19 protein-coding genes are annotated in these 26058 nt (G+C 58.1%); 14 read left to right on the top strand and 5 right to left on the bottom strand.

Annotation, left to right across the window (positions count from 1 at the left end):
- A complete protein-coding gene (locus ACP26L_RS13610) occupies window positions 1-1137 on the top strand; it encodes a sugar ABC transporter permease (RefSeq protein ID WP_426454930.1) in 1137 nt (378 codons plus the stop codon).
- Between the two features lie 468 nt (window positions 1138-1605).
- On the opposite strand, the gene ACP26L_RS13615 is transcribed toward ACP26L_RS13610, so the two are convergent.
- Complete coding sequence (locus ACP26L_RS13615) at window positions 1606-1782, bottom strand: hypothetical protein (RefSeq protein WP_426453220.1); 177 nt, start codon at window positions 1780-1782, stop codon at window positions 1606-1608.
- 96 nt (window positions 1783-1878) lie between these two features.
- Here ACP26L_RS13615 and ACP26L_RS13620 point away from each other — a divergent pair, with 96 nt between their 5' ends.
- Both ACP26L_RS13620 and ACP26L_RS13625 read left to right on the top strand, forming a co-directional pair.
- Window positions 1879-2523, top strand: a complete 645-nt coding sequence (locus tag ACP26L_RS13620) for a hypothetical protein (protein WP_426453222.1) — start codon at window positions 1879-1881, stop codon at window positions 2521-2523.
- A gap of 88 nt (window positions 2524-2611) precedes the next feature.
- Window positions 2612-4582 (top strand): discoidin domain-containing protein, encoded by a 1971-nt coding sequence (locus ACP26L_RS13625; protein WP_426453224.1) that lies wholly within the window; start codon window positions 2612-2614, stop codon window positions 4580-4582.
- A gap of 70 nt (window positions 4583-4652) precedes the next feature.
- Here the strand turns inward: ACP26L_RS13625 and ACP26L_RS13630 are convergent, their stop codons facing one another.
- Window positions 4653-5594 (bottom strand): HAMP domain-containing protein, encoded by a 942-nt coding sequence (locus ACP26L_RS13630; protein WP_426453226.1) that lies wholly within the window; start codon window positions 5592-5594, stop codon window positions 4653-4655.
- Window positions 5595-6369: 775 nt separating this feature from the next.
- Here ACP26L_RS13630 and ACP26L_RS13635 point away from each other — a divergent pair.
- The 6 genes from ACP26L_RS13635 (at window position 6370) to ACP26L_RS13660 (ending at window position 15340) form a co-directional block, all read left to right on the top strand.
- A complete protein-coding gene (locus ACP26L_RS13635) occupies window positions 6370-8013 on the top strand; it encodes an alginate lyase family protein (protein ID WP_426453228.1) in 1644 nt (547 codons plus the stop codon).
- A gap of 284 nt (window positions 8014-8297) precedes the next feature.
- The gene (locus tag ACP26L_RS13640) at window positions 8298-9296 is read left to right on the top strand and encodes an SH3 domain-containing protein (RefSeq protein WP_426453230.1); all 999 of its coding nucleotides are present in this window, start codon (window positions 8298-8300) and stop codon (window positions 9294-9296) included.
- A gap of 185 nt (window positions 9297-9481) precedes the next feature.
- Window positions 9482-9697 carry a hypothetical protein gene (locus ACP26L_RS13645; RefSeq protein ID WP_426453231.1) on the top strand — a complete coding sequence of 72 codons (216 nt, stop codon included), beginning with the start codon at window positions 9482-9484 and terminating at the stop codon, window positions 9695-9697.
- Between the two features lie 236 nt (window positions 9698-9933).
- Entirely contained in the window at window positions 9934-10986 is a 1053-nt protein-coding gene (locus ACP26L_RS13650; protein WP_426453233.1) for a sugar ABC transporter substrate-binding protein, read from the top strand.
- Between the two features lie 37 nt (window positions 10987-11023).
- Window positions 11024-12727, top strand: a complete 1704-nt coding sequence (locus tag ACP26L_RS13655) for a methyl-accepting chemotaxis protein (protein WP_426453235.1) — start codon at window positions 11024-11026, stop codon at window positions 12725-12727.
- Between the two features lie 183 nt (window positions 12728-12910).
- Window positions 12911-15340 (top strand): EAL domain-containing protein, encoded by a 2430-nt coding sequence (locus ACP26L_RS13660; protein WP_426453237.1) that lies wholly within the window; start codon window positions 12911-12913, stop codon window positions 15338-15340.
- 236 nt (window positions 15341-15576) lie between these two features.
- Here the strand turns inward: ACP26L_RS13660 and ACP26L_RS13665 are convergent, their stop codons facing one another.
- On the bottom strand, window positions 15577-16593 hold the full coding sequence (locus tag ACP26L_RS13665; RefSeq protein WP_426453239.1) for a LacI family DNA-binding transcriptional regulator: 1017 nt from the start codon (window positions 16591-16593) through the stop codon (window positions 15577-15579).
- A gap of 42 nt (window positions 16594-16635) precedes the next feature.
- Window positions 16636-17607, bottom strand: a complete 972-nt coding sequence (locus ACP26L_RS13670) for a Gfo/Idh/MocA family protein (protein WP_426453241.1) — start codon at window positions 17605-17607, stop codon at window positions 16636-16638.
- A 335-nt stretch (window positions 17608-17942) separates the two neighbouring features.
- Here ACP26L_RS13670 and ACP26L_RS13675 point away from each other — a divergent pair, with 335 nt between their 5' ends.
- The 3 genes from ACP26L_RS13675 to ACP26L_RS13685 all read left to right on the top strand — a co-directional run bounded on the left by ACP26L_RS13675 (window position 17943) and on the right by ACP26L_RS13685 (window position 19714).
- On the top strand, window positions 17943-18305 hold the full coding sequence (locus tag ACP26L_RS13675; protein WP_014650693.1) for a response regulator: 363 nt from the start codon (window positions 17943-17945) through the stop codon (window positions 18303-18305).
- 252 nt (window positions 18306-18557) lie between these two features.
- Entirely contained in the window at window positions 18558-19217 is a 660-nt protein-coding gene (locus ACP26L_RS13680) for a metal-dependent hydrolase (protein ID WP_426453243.1), read from the top strand.
- 38 nt (window positions 19218-19255) lie between these two features.
- Window positions 19256-19714 carry a GNAT family N-acetyltransferase gene (locus tag ACP26L_RS13685; protein ID WP_426453245.1) on the top strand — a complete coding sequence of 153 codons (459 nt, stop codon included), beginning with the start codon at window positions 19256-19258 and terminating at the stop codon, window positions 19712-19714.
- A 146-nt stretch (window positions 19715-19860) separates the two neighbouring features.
- Here the strand turns inward: ACP26L_RS13685 and ACP26L_RS13690 are convergent, their stop codons facing one another.
- The gene (locus ACP26L_RS13690) at window positions 19861-22203 is read right to left on the bottom strand and encodes an EAL domain-containing protein (protein WP_426453247.1); all 2343 of its coding nucleotides are present in this window, start codon (window positions 22201-22203) and stop codon (window positions 19861-19863) included.
- 243 nt (window positions 22204-22446) lie between these two features.
- Between ACP26L_RS13690 and ACP26L_RS13695 the strand changes: the two genes are divergently transcribed.
- Both ACP26L_RS13695 and ACP26L_RS13700 read left to right on the top strand, forming a co-directional pair.
- Window positions 22447-24207, top strand: coding sequence for an ABC transporter ATP-binding protein (locus ACP26L_RS13695; RefSeq protein WP_426453248.1), 1761 nt, complete (start codon window positions 22447-22449; stop codon window positions 24205-24207).
- Window positions 24204-25964, top strand: a complete 1761-nt coding sequence (locus tag ACP26L_RS13700) for an ABC transporter ATP-binding protein (protein WP_426453250.1) — start codon at window positions 24204-24206, stop codon at window positions 25962-25964. Before ACP26L_RS13695 ends, ACP26L_RS13700 begins: the two co-directional genes overlap by 4 nt.
- The last annotated feature ends 94 nt before the right edge of the window (window positions 25965-26058 follow it).

The raw sequence follows: 26058 nt of genomic DNA on the forward strand, positions 1-26058 counted from the left end.
ATGTGGAAGGCTTTATTCCAATTCGATGTCCGCGCCTATACGATGGTGGGGGCCTTGATCCTGATCTGGATTCTCTTTGGCGTCTTGAACGAGACGTTCCTCACCCCCCGAAATCTGTCCAACCTGTTCACTCAAATGTCTGTGACGTCGATCCTGGCGATCGGCATGGTACTCGTGATCGTAGCAGGGCATATTGATTTGTCGGTCGGCTCGATCGTCGGATTAACGGGCGGCATTGCAGCGATCCTCAGCAATTGGATGGGACAGCCGACCATCGTGGTCCTCCTCGGGACGCTTGCAGCGGGACTGGTGCTCGGAGTGCTGCAGGGATGGCTGGTAGCCTATAAAGCCGTACCGGCTTTTATTGTGACGCTGGGCGGCATGCTGGTCTTCCGCGGGGTGCTAATGGGGATTACCGAGTCGATGACGGTCCCCATTTCAGACCCTGTTTTTGCATTGATGGGCAACGCTTATTTTGCCAAGGGATTCGGATGGATCCTCGCTGCCGTTACGATAGCTTGCTTCGTCTGGGCTGCCGTAATGAAGCGAAGCTCCAGACTGAAGTATGGCTTCCAGGTTGATCCTCTTCCTGCACTCACGGTCAAGTTAGCCGGCCTGAGCCTGCTGATCGCTGCTTTCGTGCTGATCGTGAACAGCTACAAAGGCATTCCGTTCCCGATGATCTTCGTTCTTGCCCTTGCCGTGCTCTTTACTCTCATCTCCACCAAGACGACGTTCGGGCGTCACATTTATGCCATTGGCGGGAATCCCGAAGCCGCGCGCATGTCCGGGATCAATATCAAGCTCAAAACCATGATGGTGTTTGTGTTCAGCGGCTTGTTGGCGTCGATCGCATCGGTCGTACTGACCTCCCGGTTATCTTCCGCTACGATCTCGGCGGGGAATATGGCGGAGATGGATGCCATCGCAGCCTGCGTCATCGGCGGGACCTCTCTCATGGGCGGCTCCGGCCGCGTTAGCGGTGCTCTTCTCGGCGCCCTGGTGATGACCTCACTCGACAATGGGATGTCGCTGATGGGGTTGGAATCGTTCTGGCAGTATCTGGTGAAGGGCGGTATATTGGTCTTCGCCGTTTGGATGGACATCTCGAGCCGCAGCAAGAACCGCGGGGTGTAATCTCCCTCCCGTCCTTGGGGGATTCGCTTTGCAGGAAATCGACGGATCCACTCCATGAACTTTATTATTCTTACCTTGTTTTTTACTTGGTTTTTGCTGCACTCGTCTAATTCTTGTTCATCTTTTCTACCCAATCGTATTATGAGGTCACCAGATCTTTCTGGTCGACCTCATTTTTCTGTGGACGTAAGATAGCGGTAGCCGGGAATCGAACGTAACTGCCCGTGGGACTTAGATCCCGAGAGTTATTCAGTTCATCCTCCCTACTTGTTAAACCATGGTTAGGCTGGTTGGCTGCATTGTTTTTGTCCGAACGATCTCGCAGTTCATTCTCTCGCGCCCAGTTTGTTCAGATAATACACATTTTCGCTGGTGCTGCTTCGGCACCTTGAAAGGTAAGGTGCCATGGCAGCCAAAATCAGCCGCGCATTACGATCACCGGACAGGCTATGGAGGCGCTGAATTTGACTACGGCTCAAGTAATCCAGCTTCATCAAGGATGACAGTATCGCCTCCTCTCGCACCATCTTGGCAGCTTGAGTCTTCGACATTGGCCGTCAGCTCCTTTCTCGCTTTGATCGTGATATGCGGCTTAATCGTACGGTCAATAAAGTCGTTATTGATATATGGGGTTTGAACGATCACCTTTCGATCTGTGCGGTAAATGGCACGACCTTTGATTAAGGGGAGGGACTCAGCCCCGTTCTCGTCGAGAACAACCTGGCTGGCCCGTGTACGTCTTTGTCTCTTCGCCAACTCTCAGTTCAACCTTCGCAGCCTTCGCAACCGCAGCAGACAAGCGGGGGATCGTCATCGCATTCGACCCGGGCTCCGTCTACGCCTGTTGGACTTGGCGCATCCTGTACAACCAATTCCTGCCGGCTCAGCTGGTCGCCCGTTTCCGGCGCAGCGGGGTACAACCTTTACCGCGCTGTAAGCAGCGGCGGCGCATACAGCAAGATCAACAGCTCCCCCATCGCCGCGGCCGCTTATACGGATATCGGCCTCACCACGAGCACGACCTTTTATTATAAAATTTCGGCCGTAGGCTCCGGTGGCGAATCGGCGCTGAGCACTCCGGTCGCCGGGACGACACAGCTCGACTTCGGCACTCATGTATATCTATTCGATCCATCCATGGATCCCGCTTCCATCCAGAGCACGATGGATACCGTCTTCGCCACCCAGGAATCCGCGGAATTCAGCCCAGAGCGGTATGCCCTTCTGTTCAAACCGGGCTCGTACCAAGTGAACGGCCGGGTCGGGTTCTACACCCAGGTCTCCGGTCTCGGGCAAAACCCCGGCGATGCGACATCCAGGGGAGCATGGATGCGGATGCCCAGTGGAGCAATGCCAACGCCACCCGTAATTTTGGCGTTCCGCTGAGAATTTCACTGTAACCCCTTCCAGCGGAAGCGGGCGATGGGCGGTCTCCCAGGCGGCCCCCCTGCGGCGCGTTCATGTGAAAGGAAGCTTGAATTTGTTTGACTTTGATTCCAATCACAATGCCGGCTGGGCGAGCGACGGCTTCCTGGCCGATTCCATCGTCGATCAACTCGTCGTCCCCGGTTCGCAGCAGCAGTATTTCTCCAGGAACAGCCAGTATGCCGGCTGGGCCAGCGGGGTGTGGAACATGGTGTTCGTCGGTGATACCAATCCGCCGGCCGGCATCTTCCCCGAGCAGCCTTATACGGTTGTCGGCAGCACGCCGGTGATGCGGGAGAAACCTTATCTCTACATCGATGGCGAAGGGAAATATAACGTCTTCGTTCCCGAGCTTCAGACGAATACCCAGGGCGTCAGCTGGGCGGGCGGGGCCACGCCGGGCGCGTCCGTCCCGATCGATCAATTTTACCTCGCCGACCCGGATACTTCGGATGCGGCCAGCATTAACGCGGCTCTGAGCCAGGGAAAGAACCTCTTGTTTACGCCGGGGGTTTACCACCTGAACGATACGATTCGGGTCACGAATCCGGGCACGGTCGTCCTGGGCCTCGCCATGCCGACCCTGATCCCCGATAACGGAAAAACCGCCATGTCCGTAGCTGACGTCGACGACGTGAAGATTGCCGGACTGCTTTTCGATGCCGGACCTGCCGCTTCTCCTTCCCTATTGGAAGTAGGCCCTTCCGGCAGCTCGAACGACCATGCGGCCCATCCTACCTCTCTGCACGATCTTTATTTTAGAACCGGCGGAGCCCAAGCGGGTAGGGTTGATGTGAGTCTTATGATCAACAGCAGCGATGTCATCGGCGACCATTTCTGGATAAGGCGCGCGGATCATGGAACCGGAGTCGGCTGGGATGCCAACGTATCGAAGAACGGCTTGGTTGTGAATGGAAACAACGTGACGGTCTACGGTCTGTTCAACGAGCACCATCAGGAGTACCAGACCTTGTGGAACGGCAACGGCGGCCGGGTGTACTTCTACCAGTCGGAAATCCCATATGACGTTCCGAACCAGTCGGCTTGGATGAGCGGCGGCGGCACAGTGAACGGATATGCCTCGTATAAGGTGGCGGATACCGTGACCCGCCATGAAGCTTGGGGGCTTGGAGTGTATTCCTACTTCCGGGATGCGGCCGTCAAGCTGAACAGCAGTATCGAGGTTCCTGATGTTCCGGGCGTGAACATCCACCATGCGACCTCCATCTGGCTGCCGGCTACAGAGGGAAGTGAGATTACCCATGTCATCAACGGTATAGGCGGCAAGGTTCATGATAATTCGACCTCTGAAGGCATGAGGCAGACCGTGAATGAATTCGTCGGGGGGACTCCGGATACCCAGGCTCCCACCTCGCCGGTGAACGTGACGGCCACAGCCGTATCCGACAGCGAGATTGATCTGAGCTGGACGGCATCCAAGGACAACGTCAACCTGGCCGGCTATGATATTTACCGGGACGGGGTACCGGTTGCCTTTACCTTGTCGAACTCGTACAAGGACATGGGCCTGACGGCATTCACCACCTATACCTACTCGCTCATCGCGAAGGATGGGGCGGGCAACCTCTCGCCCGCCAGCGGCGACGTGATCACCACGACGCAGAAGACCGCGCTGGAGAGGACCGGCTGGACGGCAGCCACCCTTCCCGCAACCGGCGAGAATCCCGCGAATCTGCTGGATGACAGCTTGTCCACGCGCTGGAGCTCCGAGCAATCGATGGCACCGGGCCAATCCATCACCCTGGACATGAAAGCGCCGCAAACCTTCAGCAGGCTCGTCATGGACTCCTCGGGCAGCAGCATGGACTACGCCCGCGGCTACGAGATGTACATCTCGAATGACGGAGTGACCTGGGGCGCCCCGGTGGCCAGCGGATCCAGCAGCGGAGCCGTGATCATCGTGGACTTCCCCGTGCAGACGGCGCAGTACATCGAGGTCGTGCAGACGGACACCTCGCCGAATTGGTGGTCCATTCAGGAAGTGAATGTTTATAAATAAACAGAGCCTTAGTCCTGAATTACTTGAGACTAAGGCTCTGTTTAATTTTTTTAGCAAACGCTCGTAAGGTCTATACGCACATAGGCGAGGCGGTAGGGCTCCGTAAAATTAAAGGAAATCCCCATTTTTTGCAGCCACACCTCTCCACTTGGTACTCCGGGTCAAAATCTTGGATCTGAATCAGCTTGCGGAGCATATTCTGCCGGACGGTGTAGCTGCTGTCCCGTCTTTCGGATTCGAGGTCTTCCATCCGGTTTTCTATCCGGTGGATGGGGACATACAGGAATCGGGACAACAGCCACGCAAGCAGAAACCCGATGATTAAAACCGCGGCTGCAATCTGGAAGGTCTTCGCACGGATGCCACTGAGCTTCCGGGTAATGTCCTCATACGGAGTGATGCGGACGTAGTGCCACGTATACTGATTGGGGACCGTGTAGGTTACAAGCGAGTTGACGTTCCCGGAATCCGTGACGAGATAACCGGACTGGTGATGACGGATGGCATTCTTGAACACAAGAAGATCATCCGGCGATAAAGCGACGTCCGTCAACTCATTGACCGTCCGAACCCGATCATGGTCATCGACGAGGAACGTTCGGCCCGATGTGGCGATTTCGCTGCTTCCCAGCTCCCGGTTGACCCATGAAGCGGTGATATTGACGACAACCGCAGAGTTGATTCGGCGGTCAAAGCTGATCGCATCATAACACAAATAGGTATAAACCCCCGTGCCTTGGGATCCGTCCGTCTGGGTTTCCAGTACTCTGGGAATGGGGGTGAAGGGACGATATTCTTTATAATTCCCCAGGATGTCAATGATGTTCTTGTCGTTCAAGGTTTCTTCAGCGATCAACCCTGACTGGCCCTGTTGAGCGGCTATATTATAGCGCTTAACCATGGGATTATAGATATAGATAGATTGGATGAAGGGCATCGTAGCCAAGTAATTATAGAGGTCGATCATGGCCGCTTGGATATCAAAGGCATTGGGAACGCTGTAATACAGCAATTTGGCGACGGCCGTGCTTCGATAGATTTGGAAGGAGACTCTTTGCGCTTTCCGTAGTCTTGGCGACGGCTTGTCCCGTTTGTCTCAGATTGCTGAGATCGAATCAAAGGCTTCCTTCTGGAGAATGCGGGAGAAGGTAAGATAGTACACCATAGAGGTAACGATGAGGATCAATGCGATACTTAGTGCCAAGCAGCAATCTGACGTACAGCTTGCCGTTGCGTCTCATTTTGTGCAAGCGCAAAACGTTCTCCTCCTTGTTTCCTGGACGTTCAAGCTGGACTTTTCCTGCTTTATTATAGCTTGTACAGGAAACAGTGGAGGGAAGTTCACTTTGTGCAATTACGAGACATGACCGCCTGAACAAAGCGGTTTTTTGTGTATTATTTTGCGGTGCGGCTGCTCTTAGTATTCTTGATCCAACGCGAATTATTCCGGTGGTATACCTTTCCATTGAGCTTCCCGCTTATTGCCTGTGAGAAGGGCCGGCTGTTCCTGAAGTGCTTCCTCAACGGCAGCCTGCAGGAAGTGGGACGCATTTCTCTATCTTTTCGCTCATGTACTGCGGATCATTTCATGCTAAGATTATCGATAACTATTTCTGTACGGAACAGCCTTAGTGTATAGACAGCAGGATGTTTCTTCACGTACCTCATCCGAATGCGTCACCGGTTCTGATCGGGGAATGAGGGTATGACGCTTACGTATGCAGTCGGAGGTATTCGCTTGCCTTATTCGGTTTGTGGTTGTACAGGGGACATAAGGGGCTTTTGTGATGAGAAAAAGATGGAGTTTGGCGGTTTTAACGGCTGCTGGATTGGCTGTACAGATGGCCCTATGCTCTGCAGTATCGGCCTATCCCCATCCGGGGGGAGTGCACTCAGCCAAGCAGCTCACATCTGCCAAGAGGAATATTGCAGGGGGCTCGCAGCCGTGGGTGGACGGCAGGAATGAACTGATTCCTAGAGCCGAGTTTTATTTATCGGAGCCTCCCAGTGCTGTAACTGATTTTAACGTGCCGGGCTACTATGAAGATCCTGCGGGGCATACCAGGGCATCCGAGGTACTGCAAAATGATGTTCGCGCCGCCTATACCTTGGCTCTTGCATATCAGTTGACGGGAAAAACAGCCTATGCAGAGAAGGCGAAGAGCTTTCTTGCGAATTGGGCCGGCAAGAATACCCGGATCAGCGGCACTGACGGTCCCTTGGTGATGACTTACTCTGGCGTCGGTCTGATTCATGCGGCCGAGCTGCTCCGGGATTACAGCGGATGGAACATAGCCGACAAGATTGCATTCGAGACCTGGCTCACAGGCGTGTACTTGGCCAAGGCGGCGAATGCGATCAAGACCGAGAGCAACAATTGGGGGGACTGGGGCATTTATGGTGCGATGTCAGCCTACTATTACAAAGATGATAACGTCCAGTTGAATGCCGAGATTATTCGTCTCAAGAACAAGATTGAATCCAGCATCGCTGCGGATGGCTCCATGCCTCAAGAAGCCGGGCGGGGGGTGAGCGGTCTGTGGTATACCTATTTTGCGCTGGCGCCGATCACATCTGCCGCTCATATCGCTAAGGAAGCTGCCGGCATCGACTTGTTCCATTGGACATCCCCTGGAGGCACAACGATCAAGCAGGCACTTGATTATCTTTTGTATTATATGAACCATCCGGACCAATGGCCGTATGGGGAGAATCCGAGAATGCCGGGCTCCAGTGAGGATTGGGGATACAATCTGTTCGAGGCGATGTCCGATTATTATGATGAGCCTTCTTATAAAGACTTTGCTTCGGCGAGAGAGCCTATCATGTATTTGTCCAGCCACTTTGCATGGAATCTCCTAAGCGTAACGAAGGGCGGATTGCGGTTGACAGAGGAGAATTTCGACAGCTATACGTCTACAGCAGCTCCGTACAGCTGGACGGTATCCAAGTCGGCGAATACCAGTGCAGTTGTTTGGAATATTCCGACTGCGACCGACAAGAGCCTCAAGATCTGGGATATGAACGCCGCAGGGACGGCTGCAGCCACTAAAGTGTTCCCAGACCAATACGGGATCGTTGAGGCGGAATGGAAATTCATGTACACCGCGCTCTTTCCGTCGGCCAAGTTCGGATTGAAGGGTGCAGGTGCCTATGCGGCAGAGCTGCTGACCACCCCCTCGGGCTTGGTGTACCGAAGCAGTACGGGCAGCGACATCGTGCTTCAAGGCCTGTCCCCGAACACCTGGTATTCGGTCAAGCTCATCGCAAATCCGTTTGCAGGCAAAGTGGATATTTATGTTAACGGGGTGTTGAAAGCATCGGGAGTGACCTTCCACAGCGCTGTCAGTTTTCTCGATCGAATCGAATTTGCGGGGGCATGGGGGGAGACGGGAACGCTGTATATCGATCAGGTGAACATTACGAATTAAGTGCATGCTTCCGGCAATTTTGATCGGCTCCACTACAAGACTGAACGTATGGCCTAGCCCGTCCCCGAAGATTCAGGGGGAGGGCTATTTTTATTATAGTATACAGATATTCCACTCCGTTTATCGGTGAGACAGGTTCCATATACCGGCAGCCCAGTAACTACCTGACCCCCCGGCGGGGAGCTTGTGTTATGATGAAGCAGCCCTAAGGGAACAAGGGGCATCTGCTCGGGGATTTGCCTGCATTCTCTTACTACACCAAATACCCAGGAGGGATACATCATATGAAACGCACCATCATCACAGCAGCTTCCGCAGCTCTAATCGCAGGGATCTTCGCCCTGCCGCAGGGACAAGCCCATGCGGCGACGACCTCGACCATCGTGAATGACGTCAGCTTCCGCAAAGCACCGGACACGGATGCGGCCCGGATCCGTTATCTGCAGGAGGACGAGAAAGTTACGATTGTGAGCAAGGTCAACGAGTACTGGTATAAAGTAAAAGACAAGAACGGCGTGACGGGCTACGTATCGTCAAGCAGCAAATATATAACAGCACCACGTACGACTACAACAAGTACGTCTGCATCTTCCAATACAGGAAAAATGGTCAGCGGCGTTTCGTTCCGTAAAGCGGCGGACACGGATTCGGCGCGCATTCGTTACCTGCAGAAAGGCGAGACGGTAACTATCCTGGATAAGGTGAACAGCTATTGGTACAAGGTGAAGGACAAGAACGGCGTCACCGGTTATGTATCGACAAGCTCGCAGTATATCTCGACATCGTACAAAGAACCGGCTGCAGCTTCCACGGCAAGCCAGCCTTCCAGCACAGCCGCGACTTCGTCACAGAAGATCGAGAAGGTCATTGCGGCCGGCAACAAATACCTTGGCACACCGTATGAGTATGCTTCCGACCGGAGCACAACGGCAACCTTCGACTGCTCCGACTTTGTGAGACAGGCCTTCAAGGACGCCCTTGGTGTTACGCTTCCCTCGAATTCACGGACGCAGGCCGATTATGTGCGTGAGCATTCGAGCCGGATCGTGACGAATATCGATAACCTGAAGCGCGGAGATCTTGTGTTCTTCATGTCCTACCGCGGCACCTCGCAGAGCAGCTACGCGGGAATCGATAAGTCCGAGCAGCGGATCACCCACGTCGGCATTTACCTCGGCGACGGGAAAATGCTGAACACTTGGGGCACAGGCGGCGTGAAAGTTGATACGATTACCGATCGTCACTGGGAGTACCGCTTTATTTTCGGCGGCAGCGCCCTGTAGTCATTGCGGTAACCGAATAAGAGGCAAATGCAGCAGCATGAAGCGTTACCGGGAATGCCCGGTGACGCTTTTTTGTATGTTCCCCCAGGGCTGCCGTCTGTATGAAGTGAAAATGCATAGGGAGAGAAACAGTAACGCAACCTAACTTCTGCTCTTACCGAGACGACAAAGGAGGTGCTTGAAGAATGGCCAGACAGAACCGGAATCAGTACGGGAACCAGAGTGGAGAACAGGATGGGTTCATGGAGAACACGGTCGAAGCAGCCCGAAACGGACTTCAATCCGCGGGTGAATTCGTAAGCAGCGCAGCTGAGAACACCGTGGATGCCGCGCAGAATGCGGCACGGAACGTGGCGGATTTCTTTAACGGCGACAACGAGGAAAACGAGGATAGGTCGTAAGAGATCAGGGGCGCGGACCATTGCGGTCTGTTGCCGAGGGACACCGGTGCATGGGTTCATGCGCCGGTGTTTTTTTGTGGCAAAATAAGAATTTTTTATCTCGCCAGTCTTCTCCCAACAATTGCAGGCGGTTACAGATTAGATTCCCATTTCAATTTTAAGAGTCATCTTCCGATACTATGTAGTGGACCAGGCGGATATCATCCGTTGAAACTATTGATAAAGGGGTAAAAGATATGTCTCGCTTGACAACCAAATCAGGGCTGCTCGGCGGTGCACTGCTCCTGCTGCTGACCGCGTGCAGTCCGGCTGCACCCACAGCCACGCAGGACAAACCGGTCATCGGCTTCTCCATGCACAACCTGATCGATGAGCGCTGGCAGCGCGATCGCGATCACTTCGAAGCTTCGATCCGCCAGGCGGGCGCCGATGTCATTACGCTTACTGCCGGAGGGGACGAAAAGAAGCAGGCCGCCCAGGCGGAAGAACTGCTGGGACGAGGTGTGGATGTGCTCGTCATCGTCGCCCAGAATACGGAGTCCCCGCTGCTCGCTTCGGTGGTGGAGAAAGCCCACAGCCAAGGCGTGAAGGTGCTGTCCTACGCGCGTCTGATCAAGAACGCCGACACGGACTTCTATGTCTCTGTCGACAACGTGAAGGCGGGCGAGCTGCAGGCGGAGGATATCCTGAAGCGGGCCCCGCAGGGAAAATATGTGTATATCGGCGGCAGCCAGACCGACAACAACGCCGTTCTGCTGCGCGACGGCTCCATCCGCGTGCTCGAAAAGCACAAAGGGCAGGTCACGGTCGTGTCCGATGAATATTCCGCCGATTGGAAGCCCGAAGAAGCCTACAAGCATATGAAAGCGGCGCTCAAGGAGTCGAAGGGGGACATCCAAGGCGTCGTTGCCGCCAACGACGGGACCGCCGGTGCAGCGGTGCAGGCGCTGGGCGAGCTGGGCCTGGCAGGCAGGGTGCCGGTATCCGGTCAGGATGCCGAGCTGGAGGCGCTGCAGCGTATCGTCCGCGGCACACAGTCCATGACGATCTACCTGCCGATCCAGAACATGGCGAAGGCCGCAGCCGATGCGGCTTTGGCACTCGCCGGGCAGCAGGAGCCGGTCTCCAACAACAAGGTGCCGAACGGCAAAAAAGACGTGCCTTCCAACCTGCTGGAGCCGATCGTCGTCACGAAGGAGAATGTGGTGACGACGGTCATCAAAGAAGGCTATGCCGCCATGGAGGATGTATACCAGGGCATTCCGAAGGAGCAGTGGCCAAAGCCATAAGAGCCATCCGCAACCAAATAAGAGGGAGAGAATAATCATGAGATTTTCCATTCGCGCCAAACTGATCAGCGGGTTCCTGCTCTGCACGTTCCTGCTGGTTATCGCGAACGCGGTCGGCCTCTTCCGGATCTCCATGCTGGGTGACGCCGTGATCCGCATCACCTCGGTCCATCTCCAGCAGGTGATCCTGATTAACGATATGGGCCAGTCCATGAAGAACATGGAGAACAGCATGCTCCAGATGCTCAGTACGGCCAAGTACAGCGAGATTCAGGAGTTGAAGCAAACGATAGCGGGCGAGCAGGGCAAGATGAAGGAGCTCCGTGCCAAGTACGAGAGTATGCCGCAGGGCCACGGTACGGAAGGGCTGTACTTCCAGTTCATGAATGACTGGGAAGCCTTCGAAGGAACGATTCCTCAGCTTCTCCAGGAGGTGGAGACTCCGGGGAGTTCGCTCAATGAGACGAAGACGATTAATCTGATGAAATATCTCAGCAGGAAGGCGAACGAATCGGCTTCCGAGCTCGTCAAATCCAACCGCGAAGAAGCCGAGCTGCAATCCGCCGAAGCCGGTCAGATCATCACTTCCAGCAAAACGATTATGATCTCGCTTGGACTCATCGCCATCCTGTTCGCTGTGGTGGCAGCCGCCTGGATCTCGGTACAGATCGGCGGGGCGATCCGCCGCCTGTCGGCCTATGTGTCCCGTGTTGCCGACGGGGATCTGACAGCGGAGGCGCCGGCCATTACGCTGCGTGACGAAGTCGGCGACCTCTCGAAGGACATCGGCGGCCTGACCGCCAGCCTGCGCGAGAAGCTGTCGAACATCATCCTTGCCTCGCAGCAGGTAGCGGCCACTTCTGAGCAGCTGACCGCGTCGGCCGAACAAACGGCTCAGGCCACGGAAGTGATTACCGTGGCCGTGCAGGAAATCGCCGACGGCTCCGAGAAGCAGAGCCGCACGATGCAGCAGTCGCTGGAATCGTCCCAGCAGCTGGACCGCAGCGTAGACTCGGTGAACCGATCCCTTGAGGAAGTATCACAGACCTCAAGCGATGCCATCGACCATGCCCAGCGCGGGAACCTGGTCGTAGGCCAGTCCGTCACGCAGATCGGCCGCATCGAAGAGAAGGTATCCGCTTCGTCCGAGTATGTCTTCGCGCTTGGAGAGAAGTCGTCGCAGATCGGCGATATCGTCTCGTTGATCTCCACCATCGCCGCACAGACGAATCTGCTTGCGCTCAATGCGGCCATTGAAGCGGCGCGCTCCGGTGAGCACGGCAGAGGCTTCGCTGTTGTCGCCGAGGAAGTGCGCAAGCTCGCAGAGCAGTCCAGAATGGCTGCCGAGCAGATCCATGCCCTGATCACCGAAATCCAGGGCGGCATTACGCATGCCATCGCCTCCATGGAAGAAGGCAACACGGCGGTGAAGGAAGGCACGGTGATCATCGGACAGGCCGGATCGGCATTCGAGCATATCCGACGGTCGGTCGAAGGGGTCCATGCCACCGCGCAGAAGGCCGTCCGGGATGCGCAGCAGATCCGGCACGAGACCGGCCAGGTGGTATCCGACATCCATGTCATCTCCGGAGTGGCGCAGGAAGCTTCCCACCATGCCCAGGGTGTAGCCGCCTCGGCTGAGGAGCAGAATGCGACGATGGAGGAGATTGCGGCGGCTTCCGCTATGCTGTCCCGCCTGGCGGAAGAGCTGCAGGACTCGCTTGCGATTTTCAAACTCTAAATTCCAGTCCTACGACCCGTCTCGGAAGAGGCGGGTCTCCACATTTCATATTTCGACAAAAATATGATAATTAATTTCAAAATTCGACAAAATCAGTAGACACTGTCCCGTACTGCTTACTATAATAATGAGTATTAACCTCATTACACATCACGAAGAATAACACATCAAGGAGGCCCTGGAATGCACCCGACCGAACATGGTATCGAAGGCTCATATGACTGGGTCCTTGTCGTACTGTCCTATCTCATCGCCGTCATCGCTTCGTATACCGCTCTCGATATGGGAGGAAGGGTTTCTTCATCCCAGGGCCGTGCCCGCTCCGCCTGGCTGCTCTGCGGCGCCGCAGCGATGGGCATCGGCATCTGGTCCATGCACTTTGTAGCCATGCTGGCGTTCCGCCTGCCTGTACATACAAGCTATGAACTGGGACTTGTGCTCTTGTCCATGCTGTTCGCCGTACTGGGCTCCTATGCGGCCTTAGCCCTGATCGCCCGGCCTCAGCTCGCTTGGAGCCGGCTGATTACCGGAAGCCTGCTGATGGGCAGTTCCGTGGCGGCTATGCACTATACCGGCATGGCCTCCATGCAGATGGAAGTTGACGTCACGTATGCGCCGGTGCCCTTTGCCGCTTCCTTGATCATTGCCGTGGGCGCTTCGGCGGCGGCCATGTGGCTTACGTTCTACTTCCGCGGAGAGGGCGGAGTGAGGGCTGTATACCGCAAACTGCTCAGCGGCCTTGTGATGGGCGGGGCCATCGTCGGCATGCATTATACGGGCATGGCCGCGGCCCGCTTCACCCCGGGAGGGGCACCGGTCCATGATCACAGCCTGCTGATGGGGGGCGCTTATCTCGGCTATGTGGTCGGACTGGCTACGCTGATCGTCCTGTCCGCCGCACTCGTTACGGCCTTTTTCGACCGCCGGATCGAGAGCGCCACCGCCAAGCTCTTTGAGAGCGAGCAGCAGTTCAAATCGCTGTTCGAGCATAATCTCGATGGAGTCGTTGCGTTTAATCTGCAAGGCCGCGTGACGGCGGTCAATCCGGCCGTAACCCGGATCACGGGTTACACAGAGGAGGAATCGCTGCAGATCCACCTGACCGAGCTCCGCACAGCCCCGAACACGGGGAAGCTGCAGAAGGTTTTCGATCAGGCCGTTACGGAGAACTTATCCGTCAAGTTCGAATCGGTGGTCCGGCACAAGCGAGGGCATGAGGTGGCCGTCAATATTACTACGGTGCCGATTGTCGTGGATGACGAGGTCACCGGCGTTTACGGTATTATCCAGGATATCACGAGGAAAAAAGAGGCCGAGCAGCTCATCGAGCACATGGCATATCATGATGATCTGACCGGCCTGCCCAACCGCAGATATCTGCTTGCCCGGATCCGTGAGCTCGGAACCGATCCCGGCGCAATGCTGATTCTGCTCGACATCGACCGGTTCAAGATGATGAACGATTCGATCGGGTCGAGGCTCGGAGATGAACTTCTGCGCCAGCTGGCCGGAAGGCTCCGGGCGGCCGCCGGGGAAGGGGGGACGGCGGCCCGGGTCGGCAGCGACGAGTTCGCCGTCCTCTTCCCCTGGAGCCGGGAGGAGATGGACCCGGAGCAACACGCCGTCCGGATCATGGAAGTACTCGCACGGCCGTTCGATCTCGACGCCCACAAGCTGTACCTCAGTGTAAGCGCAGGGTACGACTTGTCCTCCGGTTGTGCGTCCCAGGAACTGCTGCTGGAGCATGCCGGTACGGCCTTGTTCCGATCGAAGAAGGAGGGACTGGGACGGGCGCTCGCTTATTCCGAGGACATGGATACCGAGGCCCGGGAGAAGCTCGAGCTCGAGCGGGGATTGCGCGAGGCGCTGGAGCAGGGGCAGTTCGAGGTGCATTACCAGCCGCAGCTCGACATGTACGGCAAACTGATCGGCTCCGAGGCGCTGGTTCGCTGGCGCCACCCGGAGCGCGGGAACATCCCGCCCGGGGTCTTCATCCCGACAGCCGAGGAGAGCGGCCTGATCAATCCGATCGGCAGCTGGGTGCTGCGCACGGCCTGCCGGCAGAACCGCGAGTGGCAGCTTGAGGGCCGCCCGCCGGTGCCGGTTTCGGTGAACCTGTCGATCAAGCAGTTCGAGCAGCCGAACCTGGTGGAGATCGTGCAAGAGGCCCTTGCGGATTCGGGGCTGCCGCCGCAGTATCTGGAGCTCGAGATCACCGAGAGCATGGCGATGGATGCGGCGGCCACCGAAGACACGCTGCACCGGCTTAAGGCGCTCGGCGTCAAGGTCAGCATGGACGACTTCGGCACGGGGTACAGCTCCCTGAGCTACCTCAACCGCTTCCCGATCGACAAGCTGAAGATTGACCAGTCTTTTGTCCGCGACCTATTCAAGGAGGAGAGCGGGGCGTCGATCGTCGCAACGATCGTGGCGATGGCCCACCATCTGAAGCTGTCGGTCATCGCCGAAGGCGTGGAGACCCGGGAGCAGCTGGAGTTCCTCCGCCAGCAGAATTGCGATCAGGTACAGGGCTATTACTACAGCCCGCCCCTCGGGGCCGAGGCGTTCGGCCGGTTCTGGGACGAGCTCGAGGACGAGGCGAAGAAGAAATAGACTTACCGTCCGTGCCGAAGAGAGGCCTGACGAAGACAGCAAAGCCGCCATTCCTGCAGATGTTCTGCGGGGATGGCGGCTTTCTTAAGTCGGGGCGCTCGATGATTTTATTTTGCGTTCTGTTGAGCTTCGCTCAAAGGCCACTACCAAAATAAACCATCTCGCTCGGCAGGGGGAAACATTAGAACCACCCTGCGGAGGAGTGGGAAAGATGAAACCCCCAACAACAAACCTTATTACTTCGCCGGCTGCCGCAGCGAGGACTGCCTTGTGATCAGCGTCGGCAGCAGGAGGCGCGTCTCTACGCCGGTCACGGTACCGTCAATGCGCTCCATGAGCATGGAGGCCGCCTGGATGCCGAGCTCGAAGGTATCGAGGTGCAGACAGGTGAGCGGAGGCGACGTGTACGGAGCCAGCGGATAGTCGTCGAAGGTGGCGACGCAGACGTCGGCGGGGATCCGGAGGCCCGCTTCCTGCAGGGCCTGAAGCACGCCGAAGGCGACATAATTGCTGATGGTGACGATCCCGTCGGGCACAGGACCCGACTGCAGGAGGTTCTTCATCATCCGGCAGCCCTCCGCCACGGTCCCTTCGCCGCAGAAGACTTCTCCCTCCAGGCCGCGGGCCTTCAAGCTCCGGCGAAAGCCCCGGCTTCGGCTCTCGAAGATCGAGTCGGCCGGCTCACCGCCCAGGAACACGAGCCGGCGGCATCCCTGTTCCAGGAGGTGCTCCGTCAGCATGCCGGAACCGAGCGTGTTGTCGATATCGACGGAGCTGATGCCTTCGGCACCCGGGATCTGGCCGATGGAGACGAAGGGAAACTCCAGGAGCTTCAGCTCCTCCGTCTGTTCCCGGGTCAGGATCGACTTCTCCATAATCAGCCCGTCGACCTTGCGCCCGCGGACCAGCCGGTTCATGAAGTTGTCGGGCCCCGTCGACTGGATGTTCGAGATGGTGACCTCATAGTGGAGCGGGCCGGCGACATTCTCGATGCCGCCGATGATCGTATAGAAGAAGTGGTTGAGGAAATCCGCTTTGCGCGACAAATCCACAAGCACTCCGATGGTGGAGCTGCTCTGCCGGGCGAGCTGGGTGGCGATGGAGCTCGGCGTATAGTTCATCTGCTTCATGATGGCCCGCACCCTGCGTTTAGTGTCGGGGGAGACGGTGGGCGCATCATTCATGACTTTGGACACCGTTGATTTGGCCACATTGGCCGCTTTGGCGATGTCATTGATCGTTACTTTTTTCATGGGAAGCCGCTTCTTTCGTTCAATAGGGTAGGTCCTGGGAATTCAGCGTACGAGCGCATCCATCACCCGGCTGGTCCGGATCGCCGACGCAGCGGTGCTCGGAGAGCTTCCGCGGCCGAGCAATTCGTCGACAATATGCTGGATGAGCGGCTGCTGCACATGAGGGGGATTCGGAATCATCCGCTCTTCTGCAGCCCCATCAACCAACAGCCGTACGGGTGCTTCGGTGAAGCTGGAGAACTCGATGCGTCCCCGGGTACCGGTGATTTCACTGTACTCGAAAGAACGGTCCGCCGCAAAGCACCAGGTGCCCGTGCCGTGCGCGCCCGACTCGAACCGGTACGTGCCTGTGACCGTGTCTTCGGCCTCATAATATCCGCCAAGATTCGAGGAGAACCCGCTTGCGGCGGCGATCGGACCGAGCAGATAGTCGAGCAGGTCGAGCGTGTGGCTCGCCAGATCGAAGAAGTAGCCGCCGCCCGAGATCTCGGGCCGGGTCCGCCAGGAGGCCGAGGTGCCGTTTAGCTCTTCCGGCTTGGGCCTGGCCACGTGCAGGGTGTTGACGGTAAGCACTTCGCCGATGGCACCGGCGTCAAGCCACTGCTTCACCTGGACAAACCGCGGAAGAGCTCTCCTGTAGTAGGCGACGTAGATCGGCACGCCGTACCGCTCGGAGGCGGCCATCATCTCCTCACATTCAGCCGCGTTCAGCGCCATCGGCTTCTCTACGTAGACCGGCTTGCCTGCACGGCATGCTTCGATAGCATAAGCTTTGTGAGATGAGGGAGGCGTCGCGATATAGACGGCGTCCACGTCCTTGTCCGCGATGAGATCCTCGGCCTGATCGTACCATTTCGGCACCCCGTGCCTTCTTGCGTAATCCTCCGCAAGCGGCCCGTTTCTTCTCATCACGGCGGTCAGCCGGGAGCCACCCGCCTGCTGGAGGGCCGGACCGCTTTTGACTTCCGTCACGCTGCCGCAGCCGATCATGCCCCATCTGATCTCTTTCTTCATGGCTTGCCTCATCCTCTCCCGCGGCTGTTGATCCCATCCATTATATCAAGGGGGGGAGCACGGAGCCACTTTCTTTTCAGGCCGGCGGTTCGTGCCGCGTCCCCGCGCCTTGTCTTTTTTTGGAGAGCAGTGCTATAATGTGAAATACCATCGAACGTTTCCGATATATAGGGCAGGTTCGGCCCGCTGCAGTTGCGGTTCTCCATTCGGTGTATCAGGAAGGGAAGGCACCATACAGCTCTCATACCCCCTGTACAGGTTGGCGGGGTATTTGGTATGCATTTCGGAGGCTTCACAAAGACGATGACAACGATAGAGATGGGGGCTGTGACGGGATGAAGAAGATTCTGGTTGTCGACGATTCGCTGTTTATGCGCATGATTCTCAAGAACGTGATTCAGGAGCTCGGATATGAAATTGCAGCAGAAGCCAGCAACGGAATGGAAGCGCTGACAAAATATGAGGAAATCAAACCGGACCTCGTGACCCTCGACATCACGATGCCCGAGATGGACGGCATGACGGCGCTGGAAGAGATCCGCAGCCGCGACCCTGAAGCGAAGGTGATCATGGTATCGGCGATGGGGCAGCAGGCGCTGCTGATCCGGGCCGTCTCGATGGGAGCCAGCGACTTCATCGTGAAGCCGTTCAATAAGGACCGGGTCCGGGAGGCGCTGAAGAAAGCATTCGCCTCCTGAAGCCGGCGGCGGCCGCTTCCCAGGCGAACGGGTACGGGCCGGCATTCACCGCCGGTCTCTTCAGCCTGTCTTCAAGGCGGTGCGGCCGGTCCGGTATTTTGAATTCGGTAAGCGTTCCAGTTACAATAGGGTAGGAATACAGGTAGGAAAACAGGGAAGCAAAACCGCCTGCCGGTCAACGTCTCAACTATACTCGCCAAGAAGGAGTCGATTATAATGGAAATCTGGTACCACGGGCACTCCTGAGTCCAGTTGACGCACGGGGGCCATTCCCTGATTATCGATCCGTTCATCTCGGGCAACGGACTGGCCGTGACACGTCCCGAGGACGTTAAGGTCGATCATATCCTGCTGACGCATGCGCATGCGGATCATATTCTTGACACGGTGCCGATCGCCAAAGCGAATGACGCCACGGTGGTCGCTACCTTCGAGCTCGCCTCCTACATGAGCTGGCAGGGGCTGAAGACCTCTGCCATGAATATCGGCGGACGCACCTCACTCGGTTACGCGGATGTCGAGATGACTCCTGCGTTCCACAGCTCGGGCATCGTGCTTGAGGAGGAGAAGAAGATTATCTACGGCGGCATGCGGGGCGGCTTTGTTGTGAAATGGGCCGGCTTCACGATCTACCACAGCGGGGACACCTCGCTGTTCTCGGATATGAAGCTGATCGGCGAGCGCCACAGCATCGACCTCGCGTTCCTGCCGATCGGCGATGTGTTCACCATGGGACCGGAAGACGCGGCGACCGCCGCCGCCTGGCTCAGAGCGAAGTCCGTCGTGCCGCTGCACTTCGACACCTTCCCGCCGATCCGCCAGGATGCGGAGAAGTTCGCCGCAGGTCTGTCCGCGCAGGGAATCCGCGGGTTGGCCATGCAGCCGGGAGAGAAGCGGGTCCTGGAAGCGTAAGCTGCCGTGGACCCTACAGCATAGAGGAGGAATGGGTTGTGGGCGTGTTGGCCATCCCCGTAGAGACAAGCGAGCAGCTTGAGGAATGCCTCGGCATCCGCAAGACCGTGTTCGTGAAAGAACAACAGGTGCCGGAAGAGGAAGAAATCGACGAGTTCGACGCCAGTCCGGCCGCTTGCAGGCACTGGCTGCTGCGGGACGGAGAGGAGCCGGTGGGCACCGGACGATGGCGTATGTATAACGGCGAGACAGCCAAGCTGCAGCGGATCGCCGTTCTGGACTCCCGCCGGGGACAAGGTCTCGGGCGTACGCTCATCGAGGCGATGGAGCGGGATGTGAGGGAAGCGGGCGTGCCGGCAGTCATCCTCGACGGACAAGTGCAGGCTGAAGCCTTCTACCGGAAGCTCGGCTATGAGACAATCTCGAAAGAGCCGTTCCTTGACGCGGGCATATGGCATGTGCGGATGCGGAAGGAGCTTCGTTCTCAGGAAGCATAGAGCAAAGAATGCGGAATCCTAACAAAGAGGAACACCAAAGAAAGTGAAACACCAAAGAAAGCGGGGCAGCAGCCGCCGCTTTCTTTGTGTTAACGAAGATGACCACTTGGCAGCGGACAGCCCGGCACGCCGCTCCGGCCGCCTCGTTACGGTGCGGCCACATACTGCTCCGTGATCCTCTCGGCGGGCACCGGCCTGCTGAGCAGGTAGCCTTGGATGGCCGCACAGCGGCTGCGGGCCAGCCGGCTGCGCTGCACTTCGGTCTCCACGCCTTCCGCAACCGTCCCCATCCCGAAGCTGAGAGCCAGAGTGATCAGGGCTTCGGCAATCGCGCCGCCCCCGCCCTCGTCGGTCATCTCCTGCACGAAGGATCGGTCGATCTTGATTGTCTTTACCGGGAGCTGGCGGATGAGTCCGAGCGAAGAATAGCCGGTCCCGAAGTCATCCAGGGAGATGGAGATGCCGAGGTCCGCGAGTTCCAGGAGCATCCGGCGCGTGTGCTCGAGATCCCGCACGGCGGCCGTCTCGGTAATCTCCAGGATGAGCAGCTCCGGCGGAAGGCCGGTCTCGGTGAGAACCATCTTCACTTCTTCGGGGAACGCGGAGCGAATGAGCTGGGGGGCCGACACGTTGACCGATATCGTCCAGCGCCGCCCGAGGTCGTACCAGGCTTTGTTCTGCCTGCAGGCTTCCACGAGCACCCACTGTCCGATCGGCACGATGAGGCCGCACTCCTCCGCTACCGGGATGAACTCGCCGGGAGGGATCAAGCCTGCACCCGGCGACATCCAACGGACCAGAGCCTCCATGCCGATGATCCGGCCGGTGGCGAGCTCCGCCTGGGGTTGGTAGTGCAGAACGAGTTCTCCCCGGTCCAGCGCAAGGCGGAGCCGCTGCTCCAGGTTGAAGCGCGCCTCGGACAGGCGGTTCATCTCCAGATCATAGACGCAGACCCGATTCTTCCCGAGGCTTTTGGCCCGGTACATAGCATGATCCGCATGCTTCATCAGCGATTCGGTATCCGTGCCGTCATCCGGATAATGAGCAAGGCCGATGCTCGAGGTCAGGTGAAGCTCCTGGCCCCCATGAACGAACGGCCGGCGGATCATCGCCAGAATGCGGTGAGCCAGATCTTCCGCTTCCGCCCGGTCTACATCGGTGAGAAGGACGAGGAATTCGTCGCCGCCCAGCCGTGTGATGAGGTGGGGTTCAGGGACAGCGGCCGTTAGAGACTCTGCGACGTGCTGCAGAAGCCGGTCGCCGGTCCCATGTCCGAGAACATCATTGATCTGCTTGAACCGGTCGAGATCGAGCAGCAGGACGGCCATGCTCCGGCCGGGGTCCTGTGAGACAAGCTCGCCGAACCGCTTGTGGAACAGCGCCCGGTTTCCGACACAGGTCAGGGTATCGGTATAAGCCATCTGCCGGATCCGGTCTTCCGCCAGCTTCACGGCCGTCACATCCCGGATGATGTCCATCCGCAGAAGCTCATCTTCATATTCGAAGAAGTCGCAGTCCAGCGAGATGTGCAGGAGTTCCCCCTTCTTCGTCATGATAGGGAAGACAAAGCCCCGGTGCCGCGCCCGCCGGTCGAAGTCATCGCGAAAATGCTGAAGCCTGGCTGCCCGCTCCGCTTCGGGAAAGATATCCGTAAACAAGCTTCCGGGGCTGAGACGGATATGGAACATCTGCTCGGCCATCGGGTTCAGTTCGCGAATCCGGGCGGAGCGGTCCAGCACCATGATGCTGAGCGGGCTCGTCTCGAACAGGATCCGGAACCGGTTGCCGATTGAGCTCAGGAAATCATATTTGACCATGAGGTAGCGGATCATGGCGATCCAGATCACAGTGCCGTATACAAAAAAGAGCGACGGCAGCGGCAACCGCGGAGGGAACAGCTCGGCAAGCACCCCGAAGAGAAAGACCCAGACGAACAGAATCGATGAGGATGCGGCCAAAAGGGTGTACTTGCGCTTCATCCGGTCGGTCGGAACCCGCCGTCTTGCCAGCAGAATCAGCGGCACGAAGGCGGAGATGTAAAAGAGCACGAAGATCATCAGGGCAAAATACCCTGTAGGCTCGATGACCAGCTTGTTCCAGGGGCCTTCGACAATCGTCCCGGTGAAGATCAGATCCGTATGGCCGCTCTGGAACAGCAGTGTAAGCACCACGGCCGGACCATAACAGACGGTGTAGTAAAGCAGGGGGTGTACGCGTTCGTTCCAACGAACAAACAGGGTGTAGAAATGATAGGCAAAGCCGATCGACAGCCCTGCCGAAATCCCCGACCAATTCTCCACAATGGGAATCGAATATTCAGGGGGCAGCAGCGCCCGCACCATCTCCCCGAAAAAGAAGAAGGCCAGGGAGAGCATCAGCGCGGCGGCTGTACGGCTTTTGACGTTGTGGCGCCATTCCATCTCGCACGCCATGATCAGGCAAAGAAGGCCGGGTAAGAAATAGAAACCCCAAATCAAATAAGAAGTCATAGTAGTGGTGAACCTCCTATGCAGAAGAAGCGATGCTGCGCAGTCTCAGGATGCTTTATAATTCGACAACAGAAACCGTTTTCCTCCCTGCTGCGGTCCGGCTTGTAAAGTGCAGGTGTCCTATAGTGTGATTGGGGAGGATATGTTAGACTATTGAACTATCGGCCGGATCCTGTAAACCGTAACCGACGATACGGATTCATACGATAGCGTACCTACCAGGTAAAATTAGAGGTGAACAACATGGCTAAAGGGCTGCCCAAAATTCCCGTACGCGATTATGTACTGCTGCTGTCCCAGTATCTGAAAAACCAGCGGGGAAGCATGCTGCTGCTGACCTTCCTGCTGCTCTTCGGTATCGCCATGCAGCTGATCACGCCGCAGATTATCCGCTACTTTATCGATACGGCGCAGTCGCAGCCGAGCTCCCGGCCGCTTTATTATGCCGCCGGACTTTTCCTGGCCGCCACACTGCTGCAGCAGGTGGTGAATGTTGGGGCGAGCTACGTCGGAGCGAGCGTCGGATGGATTGCGACGAATCAGCTCCGCCTCGATGTGGCGTCCCACTGTCTGAGGCTGGATATGTCCTTTCACAAATCCCAGACCTCGGGGGCCATCATCGAGCGGGTGGACGGGGACATCAACGCTCTGTCCAATTTCTTCTCAAGCTTCGTCATCACCCTGCTGAGCAACGTGATCCTGGTGGCCGGCATGCTTGTGCTGCTGTTCCGCGAAGGGTGGCTGATCGGTGTGGGCATGCTGTTCTTCGTGCTCTTCGCCCTGGCGTCCATCCAATACATACGCCGCTTCGCCGTGCCCCATTGGGGCAAGCTGAGGGAAATCAGCGCCCGGTTCTACGGATTCCTCGGTGAGCATCTCGAGGGAACGGAGGATACACGGGCCAACGGGGCGACAGGCTACGTCATGTTCCGCTTTCATGGGCTGCTCAGGGAGTGGCTTCCGCTGAGAATCCGGGCTTTCCTCGGTTGGGCTTCCATGTGGATCACCACGCTGATCGTGTTCACGATCGGCAGCGCCGTAGCCTTCGCGCTCAGCTACAGCTTATGGAAGCAGGGGGCGATTACGCTGGGTACCGTCTATATGATCTTCTATTATACGGAGCTGATGTCGAAGCCCATCGAGCAGATCCGCACCCAGATGGAGGATCTGCAAAAAGCCGATGCAAGCATCATCCGGGTCAGGGAGCTGCTGGCTACGCCGCCCGCGATCCAGGACGGCCCCGGCACACCGGTGCCGGAAGGTCCGCTGTCCGTTGAGTTTGGCCGGGTCTCCTTCAGCTATGATGCCGGGGGACGGACTCTCGACGGCATAAGCTTCCGTCTGGAGCCAGGTCAGGTGCTGGGGCTGCTCGGCCGCACGGGGAGCGGCAAGACGACGCTGGCCCGCCTGCTGCTCCGCTTCTACGACGTGGATGAGGGCGAGATCCGCATCGGCGGAACGGAGATCCGGGAACCGAAGCTCCAGCAGCTGCGGGGCCGGGTCGGCATGGTTACGCAGAATATCGAGATCTTCCAGGGCACGCTCCGCGATAACCTGACCTTCTTCGACGACACGATCCCGGATGGCCAGGTAACCGGCGTCCTCGGCGAGCTCGGGCTTCAGGATTGGCTGGACTCCCTGCCTCAGGGACTCGATACGCAGCTGGAATCCGGGGGCGGAGGGCTGTCCGCGGGTGAAGCCCAGCTGCTCTCCTTCGCCCGAGTGTTCCTCACCGACCCGGGGCTCGTCATTCTCGACGAAGCGTCATCCCGGCTCGACCCGGCTACGGAGCAGCGGATCGAGCGGGCGATGAACCGGCTGCTCGTCGGACGCACCTGTATTATCATCGCCCACCGGCTTGCCACGATCGAGCGGGCCGACCGCATCCTGATTCTGGAGGACGGCCGGATTATCGAGGAAGGGGAGCGGGAGGCCCTCCGGCGCGATCCCGATTCCCGATATGCCCGAATGCTGCAGGTAGGAATGGAGGAGATGCTCGTATGACGACCTTTACATTTCTGTGGCGCCTGACCCGCTACCGGCTCGGACTTTACTTTCTGAATGCGCTCGCCTGGACCCTGATCTATCTGGCACCGATTGTTCCGGGGCTGCTTACCAAAGCATTCTTCGACATGCTGTCCGGGAGCTCGCCGTATCAGCTGGGCCTCGGCATGATCATCGTGCTCCTCCTGGCGGCGGCGCTGGCCCGGGTGGTACTCATTATCTTTGGCTTCATGACGGACGTCCAGTTCCGCTTTCGGATCGGGGGCCTGCTGCGCCGCAACCTGCTCAGCCATGTGCTGAAGGAGCCGGGCGCCCGTGCGATTCCGACCTCACCCGGGGAGGCGATCTCTTCGTTCCGTGACGATGTCGAACAGGTCGAGGAGACGGTGAGCTGGTCGGTGGACGCGTTCGGCATGACGCTCTTCGCCGCGGTTTCCTGCTTCATCCTCATCCGGATCAACGCCGAGATGACCCTGTGGGTGTTCCTGCCGCTCGTTCTTGTCGTAACGGTGGCGCAGCTCTCCACGGCGATGCTGCAGAAGTACCGGGCCGCCAGCCGGGAAGCGACCAGCCAGGTGACCGGGGCGATTTCGGAGATGTTCAGCACCGTGCAGTCCATCCAGGTCGCCGGCGCGGAGGACCGGGTCATCCGGCGGTTCAAGGAACTCGGAGAGCAGCGGCGGGAAGCGATGCTGAAGGACCGGCTGCTTAGCACGTCGCTCGAGTCGATCTTCAGCAATGCCGTCAACTTCGGTACGGGGCTGATCCTCATCCTAGCTGCGGATTCCATGCGAAGCGGCACCTTCACGGTAGGAGATTTCGCCCTATTCGTATACTATTTGAACTTCGTTACCCAGTTTATCCAGAACTTCGGAAAGTTCATGACCTATTACAAGCAAAGCACCGTCGCGCAGGAACGGCTGCAGAGCCTGCTGCAGGGCGCGCCGCCCGAGCGGCTGACGGAGCATCACCCCTTGCTGCTGCGCGGCGAGCTGCCGGAACCGGAAGAAGCGGTGCGCCGTCCGGAGGACCGGCTGCAGCGGCTGAGCGTCTCCGGCTTGACGTACCGCTATCCGGAGACGGGCCGGGGGGTCGAGGACATTGACCTGGAGCTTGAGCGCGGCGCCTTCGTCGTCGTTACCGGCCGGGTCGGCTCGGGAAAAACAACGCTCGTGCGCACGCTCCTCGGTCTGCTGCCGAAGCAGGCGGGAGACATCGTCTGGAACGGGAAAAGGGTCGCAGAGCCGTCCGAGTTCTTCATCCCGCCTCACAGCGCCTATACGCCGCAGATTCCGCGGCTCTACAGCGATACGCTCGAGAACAACATCCTGCTCGGAATGCGGGCGGACCCGGCCAGGGTCAGCCGGGCAGTGCAGGCGGCCGTGCTGGAGGAGGACCTTGAGCGGCTCGGGCGCGGGATGGAGACGGTCATCGGCCCGCGCGGCGTGAAGCTCTCGGGCGGCCAGGCCCAGCGTGCGGCCGCTGCCCGGATGTTCGTCCGGGAGGCCGAGCTGCTCGTCTTCGACGACCTCTCCAGCGCTCTGGACGTCGACACGGAGAGTAAGCTGTGGGAGCGGCTGGAAGCCCAGCGCTCCGGCGCCGCCTGCCTGGTCGTCTCGCACCGCAAGGCGGCGCTGGCTCGGGCGGACCGGATTATCGTGCTGAAGGACGGCCGGGTCGAGGCTTCGGGAACGCTGGAGGAGCTCCTCGAGACAAGCGTGGAGCTGCGCAGACTGTGGCACCGCGGCGAGAACTGAGGTGCCGGGCGGCGCCCGCTGCCGCTGGTGCGATCAAGCGGTAAGAGGATGCCCGGCACCACAGCTATTTCCCGGGGAAGCGCAGAAGTCGACA

Source organism: Paenibacillus sp. S-38 (assembly GCF_049942825.1).
In the GTDB taxonomy this organism is placed as follows: Bacteria; Bacillota; Bacilli; order Paenibacillales; family NBRC-103111; genus Paenibacillus_G.

Coding starts and splice junctions, on each gene's coding strand:
- ACP26L_RS13675 (WP_014650693.1), top strand. CDS start 17,943: ATGAAGAAGATTCTGGTTGTCGACGATTCGCTGTTTATGCGCATGATT.
- ACP26L_RS13610 (WP_426454930.1), top strand. CDS start 1: ATGTGGAAGGCTTTATTCCAATTCGATGTCCGCGCCTATACGATGGTG.
- ACP26L_RS13690 (WP_426453247.1), bottom strand. CDS start 22,203: ATGACTTCTTATTTGATTTGGGGTTTCTATTTCTTACCCGGCCTTCTT.
- ACP26L_RS13635 (WP_426453228.1), top strand. CDS start 6,370: ATGAGAAAAAGATGGAGTTTGGCGGTTTTAACGGCTGCTGGATTGGCT.
- ACP26L_RS13670 (WP_426453241.1), bottom strand. CDS start 17,607: ATGAAGAAAGAGATCAGATGGGGCATGATCGGCTGCGGCAGCGTGACG.
- ACP26L_RS13655 (WP_426453235.1), top strand. CDS start 11,024: ATGAGATTTTCCATTCGCGCCAAACTGATCAGCGGGTTCCTGCTCTGC.
- ACP26L_RS13695 (WP_426453248.1), top strand. CDS start 22,447: ATGGCTAAAGGGCTGCCCAAAATTCCCGTACGCGATTATGTACTGCTG.
- ACP26L_RS13645 (WP_426453231.1), top strand. CDS start 9,482: ATGGCCAGACAGAACCGGAATCAGTACGGGAACCAGAGTGGAGAACAG.
- ACP26L_RS13665 (WP_426453239.1), bottom strand. CDS start 16,593: ATGAAAAAAGTAACGATCAATGACATCGCCAAAGCGGCCAATGTGGCC.
- ACP26L_RS13660 (WP_426453237.1), top strand. CDS start 12,911: ATGCACCCGACCGAACATGGTATCGAAGGCTCATATGACTGGGTCCTT.
- ACP26L_RS13650 (WP_426453233.1), top strand. CDS start 9,934: ATGTCTCGCTTGACAACCAAATCAGGGCTGCTCGGCGGTGCACTGCTC.
- ACP26L_RS13700 (WP_426453250.1), top strand. CDS start 24,204: ATGACGACCTTTACATTTCTGTGGCGCCTGACCCGCTACCGGCTCGGA.
- ACP26L_RS13640 (WP_426453230.1), top strand. CDS start 8,298: ATGAAACGCACCATCATCACAGCAGCTTCCGCAGCTCTAATCGCAGGG.